We start from the raw sequence: 12,927 nt of genomic DNA, 5'->3' as shown, positions 1-12,927 counted from the left end.
TTTAAACTGTTTACAAATTATGAAACAAATATTATACTCACTTCTTTTCTTGGGTTCACTCGCCACATTTACCGGATGTGAAGAAGCTGACTACCAAGAACTGATACCCCAAGAGTACAACAAGATTCTTTATTTAAAGAATAGTGGACAGAACGATCTGGTACTCTTCAACGATGGACAACAAGTAAAATATTCTATTACTGTAGTCAAATCCGGAAGCGATCCTTCCGCTACGGCCCAAGTCAGACTAAGCACATTATCTCAGACCGAAATTGATAATGAATCACGTTACAAAGGCAACAACTATGTTGTATTGAACAGTGATTGTTATACTTTCCGGAATAAGGATATTAGTTTCGAATCCTCAGATACCTATAAAATAGAAGAGTTTACATTAAATCCGGAAAAAATAACAGAACAGGTGGAAGCGGAAGCTAATGCCAACAGCATCTTTATTTTGCCTATCCGCTTAACCAGTAAAACTGATTCTGTCAATTTTGAGCAAAGAGACTTAATTCTTAAACCTCAAGTGAAACAGCTAGGTATCAAATTTGAGAAATCATCCACAATGATAGACCTGGGAATTAATAAGGAAGAAGAAATTATTGCTGAAATCAAAGTCTCCATGACATCCGGAGTCATCAACCAGTGGAATTTTACGGCCGGTATAACAGCCAGCACTGACCAAACAGAAATAGATGCATACAATACGGCCCAAGGAACAGATTACAAAGCAGTTCCGGAAGGAGCGTTTTATCAACTGGAAGATTTGATATTCAGTTCCGGAATTAGTGAAAGCGTCGGGGTTTTAGTAGTAGACCGTTCTAAATTGACTAAAGGGGCGACTTATTTAATTCCACTACAACTTGAACAAAGTGAAGATCTTGAAACTATTACCTCGGACACTAAAAAACATTATGTAATCTTGAAGTATATGTTCGATATGGTGGATGATAAGATTGACTTGACAGATAAAATTACTGATCCGTTGAGCTGTGGAGCTAATTCACTAAGTTTTCTTTACGATGACGATACCAGTACAGCTTATGAAACCAAATATCAATCAGCAAGCGGAAATGCTCAGTATGGACAACCTATTGACATTAATTTAGGTAAAGAAATGAGAGCTATCATGTTTGAGTATATTACAAAAGGTTGGAATAACTCAGGACCTAAAGTAATTAAGTTATTTACTAGTAATGACGGAACAAACTGGAATGAGTTTGTCAAAATAAACGAAGGATTACCAACAGCAAGTGAAGGAGGAAAAACATATACCTCAAAAGTATTTACGTCGCCTAATCCTTTCAGCTATCTAAGATTGACAGTAATGGAGTCTTATTTAGGAAATTGCATAGGAGAATTCCAGCCAGGTAGTACTTCATGGTATGCATGTTGGGGAATGGCCGAACTCAAATTATGGGGAATGTAATCACTAAAGTTAATACATAGGAAATGCTCTTATTATTTATAGAGCGGTTTCCTATACAAATCCAATAACTTATGAAATATATACATTTATATTTAACATACTTCTTATGTCTAATAACATCCTTAATATATACCGGATGTAAGGACGATGAGAGTGAACTGATTCCAAATACATTTGAAATCAGCAGTAGTGACCTGAACAAAGAGATTGACTTTAGAAGCACTACAATGTCAATCCCGGTAAAAACAAATCTGCGAACCAGCCAATGGAGTGTCAATTCCGACGAAAAATGGGCTACAGCTTTCCAACAGGATGATAAAATAATGCTTTCTATCCTTGATAATCAAGGAAAAACAAAACGTTATGCCAAATTAGCTGTTAAATCTGAGTTGGGCAATTATACCATTAATTTAACCCAATATGGAGTTAATGATGTTGATTTCAGAAACGATACTCAAATAGCCATAGTAAGTGGAAATGCTATCTCACAAGGAGATAACTGGAGCATCGAAAAGACATTCGACGGAATCAAAGGCTCACAGACACAAGGTGATGGATATCATTATCATTCTCCTTGGGATAATACGACTCATCCACTGCCTATAGATCTAGAATATACACTTCAAGGAGATAAACAAGTCGATTATTTTATCTATTATCCTAGAAACGGAAACGGAAACTTCGGAGCAGTCGATGTTTACGTTCAAACAGCGGATAACCCGAATTATGTTCTTGCAGGTACTTATGATTTCGGACAGCAGGGCGGGTTTGACGGCAAGACCGGAATACTAACTAAAACGGTCAAAGCCACTAAAGTTAAAATCACCGTTAAGACGGGTTTAGGAGGCTTCGCCAGTTGTGGAGAAATGGAGTTTTTTGAAAAAGCAAACTACAGAGATTTGAATGATCCACTCCTGACTGTCTTTACAGATCTTACTTGTAGTTCCTTGAAAGAAGGAGTTACCGACGAAGAAATCGATGCATTGGAAAGTGAAACTTTCAGACGTGTGGCCCATGCCTTAAAAGATAACACTTATGACGAATGGGAGAAAGATTTCCGTATACGCGAATATAAAGCATATAGCAATATCGACTACTGGGCAACAAGACTACAAACAAAGAAATACAGTAATCTAGACAATCCGACCGGAATCTACGTCAACAAAGATGAAGAAATCATAGTATTAGTAGGTAATATCCCGGAAGGACAAAAAGTATCATTACAATGTATTTGGGAGGAGAATGTCTATACAAGCGGTAGCTCCACTGACTACTACAAGCAAACACAAGCAACCGGAACGACCTACTCTTTGGAAGAAGGGGTTAACTTATTAAAAATGCAAGGTCCCGGTCAATTGTTCGTTATGTACAATGTGGATGGAGAACAGTTACTTAACAACCCTGCTCCTATCAAAATACATATTCCTCTAGGACACGGTGTAGTTAATGGTTTCTTCGATTTGGAAGAACACAAGACAGATGCTAAATATGCAGAATTAATCAGTAAAGCCACCCACAAATATTTCTGTGTACGTGGAGAACGAATGATGTTCTATTTCCATCGTCTGAAAATGTTGGATGCTGCTCCGACTGAAATTTTATCCGCTATTCATCTTTGGGATGACATTGTCGGTTGGGAACAATCGTTAATGGGAATCTCTCAATACAGACAGGACGGAAAAATCAATAACCACATGTTTGCCATTTCTCCTGAAGGTTCGTATATGTGGGCATCTGATTATCGCATGGGATTCGTATATACGTATCTGAAAAATATTCTTTTACGTGAAAATGTAATGGCAGCAGAAGATAATGCTTGGGGACCTGCCCACGAAATGGGACACGTACATCAAGCAGCTATTAACTGGCCGTCGTCCACCGAATCATCCAACAATCTGTTCTCTAATTACGTAATTCGCAGATTAGGAAAATATAAGTCACGCGGACGAGGCTTGACATCTTTAGCCAATGCAATTTATAGAGATAAGCAGGTATGGTGGAATATGGGTACTTCTACTCACCAGAATGAAGATACTGAGATTCACATGCGTATGAATTGGCAGCTATGGATCTATTATGACTTATGTAAAGGTAACGAACAGGAAGCTAAATTCTGGCCTAAAGTATTCGATATCATGCGTACAACATATAAAGATGTGCCAGAAAGCGATCCGGGAGCAAGACAATTGGCTTTCGTCAAAGCTGTATGCGAAGCTGCCCAGGAAGACCTTACGGATTTCTTCGAAACATGGGGATTCTTCAAAACTGTAGATAATGTAAAAGTAGAACAATACGGTACATGGACTTATACAGTGACTGACAAGATGATAGCAGATACTAAAGCATGGATTAAAACTCAGAATTATCCGAAGGCCGCTCCAATACAATATATTGAAGATCGTAAAATTTCAGATTTTACATCCGGCGACTACCGATATAAAGAGGTTGGAGACTTAGGATATTATACCCAGTTCCAGAACAATGAAAAGATTACTAAAACTCCAACCTATACAATGGTGGCATCTGTGACAGGAAGTGAAATCACAATTAAGAATGGAGAACAAGCCGTAGCCTTCGAAGTAAGAAAGCAATCAACAGACGGTACTATGGGCGAAGTTGTTTATTTCTCTAACTTCTTAAAATTCAGTGTACCGAGAAATATTCCTTTAATCCGTACAGGCATTTATGCCGTGCAGGCTGATGGAGAACGTATTCTTGTGAATAAAGAATAAGTTGCATTTCACGATAATTATTTATAAAAATGGCAGGTAATATATGCCTGCCATTTTTATTACCTTTATAACGCACAATCTATATCAATAACACAATCAGACTTATATGAAAACATTCCACAAGTTTACCCTCCTGTTTCTATTTCTCTCTATTTTCAATGCAACACTTTCTTGCAGTTCCAACGACAAAACACTGCCTCAGCCTATACCTGACATCGAGGAAGAAGAGGAAGAGACAAAAGATGTAGTACTTCCCGAAGATATTCAGATTATACCGTACGGAGGAAAAGCCAGCGAATACCAACCCGGATCTGACATTGACAAATCATACGATGGCAAATTTACTCAAGGAATCAGCTTCGAGTCACATTATCACAGTTCATGGAGTAATACATCCTTCCCTGTCACTTTGGAATATTTCTTCAAAGGAGATACGGAAATCAATTACTTTATTTATTATACCCGATCAGGGAATGGTAATTTTGGTGAGGTTGAAGTTTACACCTCTACCGATTCCGATAGACAAAGATATACGCTTCAAGGAACTTATGACTTCAAAATGAAAGATACTCCGAGCAGAATCGTATTCAAGAAAGGGATGAAAGCCACAGGCGTTAAGTTTGTTGTCAAAAGCGGACTTGGTAACTTTGTCAGTTGTGACGAAATGCACTTCTTTAAAAAGAATGAGGATAACACTTTGGCAACTAAGTTATTGACCGTATTCAAAGATATTACTTGTAGCGAACTGAAAGCTGATGTCACCAATGAAGAAATCAACAAATTGCCAAGCAAATATTTCGTCCACATAGCCGAAGCGTTAAAAAACAACGCTTATGATGAATGGGAGAAAGAATTTCGTATCCGCAAATACAACGCTTATAGTGATATCAACGAGTGGGCGGAAAAGTTAATGACCAAACATTACAGTAGCTTGGACAACCTGACCGGTATTGCTGTGGAAAAAAACGACGAAATTATCGTCCTTGTTGGCGATACCTATGGACGCGAAGTTTCAATACAATGTGTAGGAGAAGAAAAAACGAACTTTTGGGAACCGCAGGAATATGTACAGACCGCTGCTTCGGGAGACGTTTACTATCTGGAACCGGGTATTAACAAAATCAAAATACGTAATAGGGGCCAGTTATTCGTCATGTACAACTGTGACCTGACCAGCCATCCGAAACCTATAAAAATCCATATTCCATTAGGAAGCGGAACGGTCAGCGGTTTCTTTGACTTGAAAGAACACAAAACAAATGCCAAATATGCCGAATTGTTATCAAAAGCCACCGACAAGTATTTCGGAGTACGTGGTGATAAGATTATCTTTTATTTCCACCGGGATAAACTGCGTGAGTTTGTGAAAGATGAAATATTGTCCGCTATTAACCTATGGGACAACATCATCAGTTGGGAGCAGGAACTAATGGGTATTGAAGATGTGCGCCCTACTCAGGTTAATAACCACTTGTTTGCAATTTCACCTGAAGGTGCATATATGTGGGCTTCCGACTACCGTATTGCATTCGTTTATACCTATCTGGAAAATATATTACTATACGACAAGGTGATGAGTGCCAAAGATAACGCCTGGGGACCCGCACATGAAATCGGACACATTCACCAACTGGCAATCGACTGGCCTAGTTCTACTGAGTCGTCCAATAATCTGTTCTCGAATTTCATACTGTATAAACTTGGAAAATATTGTTCACGCGGCACAGAGCTTAATCTTCCTAAAGCGGCCGATAACCGAACGACTAACTCCGAAGGAAATATTACAGGAATGACACTTTCGGAAGCCCATTGCGTACTCAACCGACCTTGGTGTAACTTTGGCAGCAATTATCAGGGAGAAAATACAGAACTGCATATGCGTATGAACTGGCAACTATGGAATTACTATCATCGTTGCGGACACAAAACGGATTTCTGGCAAAGACTGTTCAAACTCATGCGGGAGAACCGGACATCCTCCAATAATCCGGGAGTTAAACAACTTCTGTTTGCTCGAATGGCAAGTGAAGCCGCACAAGAAGATCTGACCGAGTTTTTTGAAATGTGGGGATTCTTTGTAACCGTAGATACACAGATCGATCAATATGGCAGCTATCAGTATACTGTAACGAAGGAAATGATTGAAAATACAAAGAAAGCTATGGCTAAATATCCGAAAAAAGCCAAACCTTTCTATTATCTGGAAGACCGGAAGAAAGGAGATATAGGATTGGATACTACTCCACCGGATGTTGGTCATTATACCCAGTTTCAAAGGATAAGACCTATAACAAAGGATATAAAAGGAAATATCAACGGACGGGAAGTGAGCATTACAAACGGAGATGAAGCTGTAACTTTCGAACTCAGGGAAAAAGACGCTAATGGAAAGTTACTCTATTTTTCTACCTTTATCAAATTCGAAGTTCCCTTGACGGTATCATTGACGTACGCCAAATTATACGCCGTACAAGCCGATGGAAAACGTATTCTACTGGAAGAATGACTTTGCTTCACATAGACAGCCGATAAGAAGGCAAAAAGTTAAGCAATACTAAAAAGTGGTTCCTATTCTAGGAGAATGTTCCCATAGTGTGTCTTATATTTGAGTTGGTTTGAAATAGTAATAGTAAACTTAAACATTAAGAAATGCTAAAAAAAACATTAGTTCATAGGGGAACACCCCTTACGAGGTGTATTTACTTCGTACACACGGAAATATGACCGTCACAACATAAACGCATTAAGACCATGACAAATCTGAAAGAAAAAGTAAGACCTGTTTTCTACCCAAATAAGGGTAAAAAAACAAAATTATCTGTTATAATTATATGGAATTGACTAATAAATTACTATTTTTGACCGCAAAATGAAAAACGACAAATAACCCCCTATTAAAAACATAAAAAATATGATGAAAAAGCTATTCACAGTCGCAGCTATTGGACTAACCTTGTTAACCTGCCATACAAGCTGCACACAACAACAGAAGGCTCAGGAAGCCTTCGCTCCTATCAAAGTAGAAACTCCTGCCCGCCCTGCCGGACAAGAAGACGTAATCCAACTTGTTGCTCCCAAAATTGATACCGTACGTGTCGGTTTTATCGGATTGGGAATGCGTGGTCCTGGTGCCGTATCACGGTGGACACATATTCCGGGAACCAAGATTGTAGCCTTGTGCGACCTTTCTCCCGAACGTGTAGAGAAATCACAGGAAATCCTGAAGAATGCCGGAATGCCGGAAGCTACTTCTTACAGTGGTTCGGAAGACGCATGGAAGAAACTATGCGAACAGGAAGATATCGACCTTGTATATATAGCAACTGATTGGAAGCACCATGCAGAAATGGGCGTGTATGCAATGGAACATGGCAAACATGTAGCTATCGAAGTACCTGCTGCCATGACATTGGACGAAATCTGGCAGTTAATCAACACTTCAGAAAAGACCCGCAAGCACTGTATGCAGTTGGAAAACTGTGTATATGACTTCTTCGAGTTGACTTCTCTGAATATGGCACAGCAAGGTGTCTTTGGAGACGTACTACACGTAGAGGGTTCATACATTCACAATTTGGAAGACTTCTGGCCTTCATACTGGAATAACTGGCGTATGGATTACAATCAGAAACATCGTGGTGATGTATATGCAACTCACGGTATGGGTCCTGCTTGCCAAGTACTTAACATCCACCGTGGTGACCGTATGAAAACTTTAGTATCAATGGATACGAAAGCTGTCAATGGTCCGGCTTATATTAAAAAGCAAACAGGAGAAGAAGTGAAGGATTTCCAGAACGGTGACCAGACTTCAACTTTGATTCGCACAGAAAATGGTAAGACTATGTTGATCCAACATAATGTAATGACTCCGCGTCCTTACAGTCGTATGTATCAGATTGTAGGAGCAGACGGTTACGCAAGCAAATATCCGATTGAAGAATATTGCCTGAGACCTTCACAAGTTGATTCAAACGATGTTCCTAATCATGAAAACCTGAACGCACACGGTTCTGTACCTGCTGACGTTAAAAAAGCCCTAATGGATAAATACAAACATCCTATCCACAAAGAACTGGAAGAAACAGCTAAGAAGGTAGGCGGCCACGGTGGTATGGACTTTATCATGGATTATCGTCTGGCATACTGCTTACAGAATGGGTTACCTTTAGACATGGACGTTTACGACTTGGCAGAATGGTGCTGCATGGCTGAACTGACCCGCCTCTCTATTGAAAACAATTCAGCTCCGGTTGAAATTCCCGACTTTACTCGTGGAGGATGGAATAAAGTACAAGGCTACCACCACGCTTTCGTAAAATAAAAATAGTATTTTTGCAGACACGAACATAAATTAATCCGGCTTCTCCCCCAAAGCCGGATTATTCATTGGTTCGTGTTTCAACATTTTATAGATTATCATAATCACGTTTATGAAAACAGCTATTCCAAAGCCTTCTAAGCAAAGCATTATCCGTGAGGCTAGAGACTATGTAATGATTGCCATTGGCATGATTCTGTACGGCATCGGGTGGACGGTATTTTTACTACCCAACGATATCACTACCGGGGGAGTACCGGGTATTGCTTCCATTGTATATTGGGCGACCGGCTTTCCGGTGCAATATACGTATTTCACTATCAACTTCTTCCTGCTGCTGTTAGCTCTTAAATTACTGGGATTGAAGTTTTGTATCAAAACCATCTTCGGAGTGTTCACCCTGACTTTCTTTTTATCCGTTATCCAGAAACTGGCGGCTGGGATCAGTCTCCTTCACGACCAGCCTTTCATGGCGTGTGTCATCGGAGCGTCATTCTGTGGAGGTGGAATCGGGGTTGCCTTCTCAGCTAACGGAAGTACCGGAGGCACAGATATCATTGCAGCTATCATAAACAAGTACCGGGATATTACACTGGGAAGAGTTGTACTTATCTGCGACATGATCATTATATCTTCCAGTTATTTTGTCTTAAAAGACTGGGAAAAAGTAGTATATGGATTTGTAACTCTATATATTTGTAGCTTCGTGCTCGATCAGGTGGTGAACAGCGCACGTCAGTCCGTACAATTCTTTATCATCTCAAATAAATATGAAGAAATAGGACGACGTATCAACGAATATCCGCACCGAGGCGTTACAATCATCAATGCAACGGGCTTTTATACCGGACGCGAAGTGAAGATGATGTTTGTATTGGCTAAAAAACGGGAATCCCCCATTATCTTCCGGTTTATAAAGGATATAGACCCTAACGCATTTGTTTCACAAAGTGCTGTTATCGGAGTTTATGGAGAAGGATTCGACCATATTAAAGTTAAATAAAAACGAAATGAAAAACCAATATTGAGAAACATGAAATTTCGACTACACCCCCTCTTATTAACTAACATTTTTCTGGGAATATTTTCCCTGATAGTAACCAGTGCCGTAGCTGATAATGCAAAAAAGCCTTATTGGCAAGATGTGCAAGTAGTAGCTGTTAACAAAGAATATCCCCGTTCTTCGTTTATGACTTACGACAATCGTGAAGATGCCTTGAGCGGGAAATTTGAGCGTAGTAAGTTCTATCGGTTATTAAACGGAACATGGAAGTTCTATTTTGTAGATTCCTACAAAGATCTTCCTGACAACATTACTGATCCGAGCGTCAGTACAGACTCATGGTATGATATCCAAGTTCCCGGCAACTGGGAAGTACAAGGACATGGAGTAGCCATCTACACAAATCATGGTTATGAATTCAAAGCACGCAACCCACAGCCTCCGATATTGCCGGAAGCGACTCCGGTGGGTGTATATCGCCGTGATATAGACATCCCTGCCGATTGGGACGGACGGGACATTTATCTGCACTTGGCAGGAGCCAAATCCGGTGTATATGTATATATCAACGGTAAGGAAGTAGGATATAGCGAAGATTCAAAGAATCCTGCCGAGTTCTTAATCAACCCGTACGTGAAACCGGGCAAGAATGTACTTACACTGAAAATCTTCCGTTGGAGCACTGGCTCTTATCTGGAATGTCAGGACTTCTGGCGCATCAGTGGTATCGAACGTGATGTGTATATCTACTCACAACCCAAAGTAGCAATCAGAGATTTCCGTGTAACATCCACGCTGGACGATACTTATAAAAACGGTATTTTCAAACTGGCAATGGATATCCGCAACAATACCTCACATCCCTCTAAAGATTATGTTATCGGATATAAGGTGTTAGATCCGAAAACCGATAAGGTAATCGCTGCTTTCGAAATGAATACCGCCATAGGTGCGAACCAAACCATTCCTCTCTTTGAAGAAGTGAAAATAGAAGTCCCCAATGTAAAAACATGGACATCCGAACATCCCAATCTCTACAAATTACTGATGTACATCAAAGACGGAGATAAGTTTACAGAAATAGTTCCCTTCAATGTCGGCTTCCGTCGTATTGAGATCAAACCAATTGAACAAAAGGCTGCTAACGGCAAACCGTATGTTTGCTTATTCATCAACGGACAACCGTTGAAACTCAAAGGTGTAAATATCCACGAGCACAATCCGGCAACAGGGCATTACGTTACAGAGGAATTGATGCGTCGTGATTTTGAGCTCATGAAGCAGCATAACTTAAACAGTGTGCGCCTCTGCCACTACCCGCAAGACCGCCGTTTCTACGAACTTTGCGACGAATACGGGCTCTATGTGTATGACGAAGCTAACATCGAAAGTCACGGTATGTATTACGACCTCCGCAAAGGCGGCTCATTGGGCAACAACCCCGAATGGTTGAAACCGCACATGGACCGTACTATAAATATGTTCGAACGTAACAAGAATTACCCGAGTGTCACTTTCTGGTCGTTAGGAAACGAAGCCGGAAACGGATACAACTTCTATCAAACATATTTGTGGGTGAAAGAAGCAGACAAAAATATCATGGCTCGTCCTGTTAACTATGAACGCGCACAATGGGAATGGAACTCCGATATGTATGTTCCGCAATATCCAGGTGCCAGTTGGTTGGAAAACACAGGCAAGAACGGCAGCGACCGTCCGGTAGCTCCTTCGGAATATGCACATGCAATGGGTAATTCCACCGGAAACCTTTGGGGACAATGGCAAGCTATTTACAAATATCCTAACCTTCAGGGAGGATATATTTGGGACTGGGTAGATCAAGGTCTGCTCCAGAAAGACAAAAATGGTAGAGAATACTGGGCTTATGGAGGTGACTTTGGTGTAAACGCCCCTAGTGACGGTAACTTCCTTTGCAATGGGCTTGTCAACCCGGACCGCGGACCACACCCGGCTATGGCTGAAGTAAAATATGTACATCAAAATGTCGGTTTTGAAGCAATTGACGCTGCTTCCGGCAAGTTCAGAATCACTAACCGTTTTTACTTTACCAATCTGAAAAAGTATCAGATCCATTATAGCGTACTCTCAAATAACAAAACAATAAAAAGCGGAAAAGTTTCTTTAGACATCGCTCCGCAAGCATCCAAAGAGTTTACTGTACCTGTAAACGGCTTAAAATCCCAACCGGGGACAGAATATTTTGTAAACTTCAGTGTGACAACAGTAGAACCGGAACCGCTAATACCAGCCGGCTACGAAATAGCATACGACCAATTCCAGCTTCCGATTCAGGCAGAGAAAAGAATTTATAAAGCTAATGGTCCTGCACTGACAACAGCAACGTCAGGTGATGAACTAACCGTATCTTCTTCAAAGGTAAACTTTGTATTTAATAAGAAAAGCGGATTAGTCACTTCATATAAAGTGGACGGAACTGAATATTTCAAAGACGGTTTTGGCATTCAGCCTAACTTCTGGCGTGCTCCTAATGATAATGACTATGGTAACGGTGCTCCTAAACGTTTGCAGGTATGGAAGCAATCAAGCAAAAACTTCCATGTGACAGATGTCAAGATGACTACTGAGAATAAAGTTGTCTCGCTAAAAGCCACTTATTTGTTAGCTGCCGGCAACTTGTATGTTGTCACTTACAGAATCTATCCGAGCGGTATCGTAAATGTTAGTGCCCAATTCACTTCTACGGATATGCAAGCAGCAGAAACAGAAGTTTCCGAAGCTACGCGTATGGCTACCTTTACTCCCGGAAGCGATGCTGCCCGCAAAGCAGCTTCCAAACTGGAAGTTCCCCGTATCGGTGTACGCTTCCGTTTGCCCGCCCAAATGAACAATGTACAATATTTCGGTCGCGGTCCGGAAGAAAACTATATTGACCGTAATCATGGTACCCTTGTTGGCGTATACAAGACAACGGCAGATAAGATGTACTTCAACTACGTTCGTCCGCAGGAAAACGGACACCATACCGATACCCGTTGGATTGCTCTATCTCCTGATAAAGGGAATGGCCTGGCTATTGTTGCCGACAGCCTTATCGGCTTCAACGCTTTACGCAACTCTATCGAAGATTTCGATTCGGAAGAAGCCCTTCCCCACCCCTATCAATGGAATAACTTCAGCCCCGAAGAGGTTGCCAACCATGACGAAAAGGCTGCGCGTAATGTATTGAGAAGAATGCATCACGTCAACGATATTACTCCGAGAGACTTTGTAGAAGTCTGTGTTGATATGAAACAACAAGGAGTAGGTGGATATGACAGCTGGGGAGCACGCCCGGAACCCTTCCATCAGATACCGGCTAACCGTGATTATAGTTGGGGCTTCACCCTAGTCCCTGTCCGTTCGGCCAGCCAGGCTAATGAAGTAGCCAAATATGATTATCAATAACCTTATTATAAAT

The 12,927-nt window shown here is 40.8% G+C and carries 6 protein-coding genes; all 6 read left to right on the top strand.

Annotation, left to right across the window (positions count from 1 at the left end; translation table 11 throughout):
* Positions 1 to 19: 19 nt before the first annotated feature.
* Positions 20 to 1,432: a BT_3987 domain-containing protein gene (locus BHV72_RS09085; RefSeq protein ID WP_286855617.1), complete on the top strand. Its 1,413-nt coding sequence runs from the start codon at positions 20 to 22 to the stop codon at positions 1,430 to 1,432.
* A gap of 71 nt (positions 1,433 to 1,503) precedes the next feature.
* Entirely contained in the window at positions 1,504 to 4,164 is a 2,661-nt protein-coding gene (locus BHV72_RS09080) for a M60 family metallopeptidase (protein ID WP_122264463.1), read from the top strand.
* Positions 4,165 to 4,270: 106 nt separating this feature from the next.
* Entirely contained in the window at positions 4,271 to 6,670 is a 2,400-nt protein-coding gene (locus BHV72_RS09075) for a M60 family metallopeptidase (RefSeq protein ID WP_286855616.1), read from the top strand.
* A 405-nt stretch (positions 6,671 to 7,075) separates the two neighbouring features.
* On the top strand, positions 7,076 to 8,488 hold the full coding sequence (locus BHV72_RS09070) for a Gfo/Idh/MocA family protein (RefSeq protein ID WP_005677333.1): 1,413 nt from the start codon (positions 7,076 to 7,078) through the stop codon (positions 8,486 to 8,488).
* 109 nt (positions 8,489 to 8,597) lie between these two features.
* Entirely contained in the window at positions 8,598 to 9,488 is an 891-nt protein-coding gene (locus BHV72_RS09065) for a YitT family protein (protein ID WP_005677332.1), read from the top strand.
* A gap of 30 nt (positions 9,489 to 9,518) precedes the next feature.
* Positions 9,519 to 12,914 carry a glycoside hydrolase family 2 TIM barrel-domain containing protein gene (locus BHV72_RS09060; RefSeq protein WP_286855615.1) on the top strand — a complete coding sequence of 1,132 codons (3,396 nt, stop codon included), beginning with the start codon at positions 9,519 to 9,521 and terminating at the stop codon, positions 12,912 to 12,914.
* Positions 12,915 to 12,927 lie beyond the last annotated feature (13 nt).

Source organism: Bacteroides sp. 43_46, from assembly GCF_001915455.1.
GTDB lineage: Bacteria > Bacteroidota > Bacteroidia > Bacteroidales > Bacteroidaceae > Bacteroides > Bacteroides caccae.
The sequence above is the reverse complement of the archived record's forward strand: the minus strand, read 5'-3'. Positions and strand labels throughout refer to the sequence as shown.